The 354-nt window shown below is 68.5% G+C and carries 1 protein-coding gene; it reads right to left on the reverse strand.

The window, feature by feature from the left end:
* Positions 1–354, reverse strand: a 354-nt coding sequence (locus AC1DOP_RS27400; RefSeq protein WP_477254454.1) for a transposase, incomplete at both ends; no start/stop codon positions are given.

A 354-nucleotide genomic window follows, 5' to 3' on the forward strand; every position in this document is an offset into this window, starting at 1 on the left:
TCGTTGCGGGCGGTCATCCTTGCTCAAGGCCAGGAAACGGTGACGCCATCGAAAGCTGGTCGCRCTGGCCACGCCGATCTCGCGCGCCGAGCGGCGCACGCTGCGGGAGTCGAGCATGCAGCCGAGGTAGTCGAGCCAGTGCGCCTTGTRGCGCAGCCGCGCCAGCGGCGTGCCGCTGAGCAAGTTGAAGGTGCGGCCGCAGCTACGGCAGCGGTAGCGCTGCAGTCCGTGCGCATGGCCGTGGCGATAGGGTTTGTCGGCCTGGCAGTGCGGGCAGCAGAGTGGTGTAGCGGGTTGCTCGACGATCTCGAGTACACGCTCGAGGCCGGCCGCCGATTGCAGCAGGTCGAGCAG

The sequence above is a fragment of the Massilia sp. 01N410 genome (genome assembly GCF_056399665.1).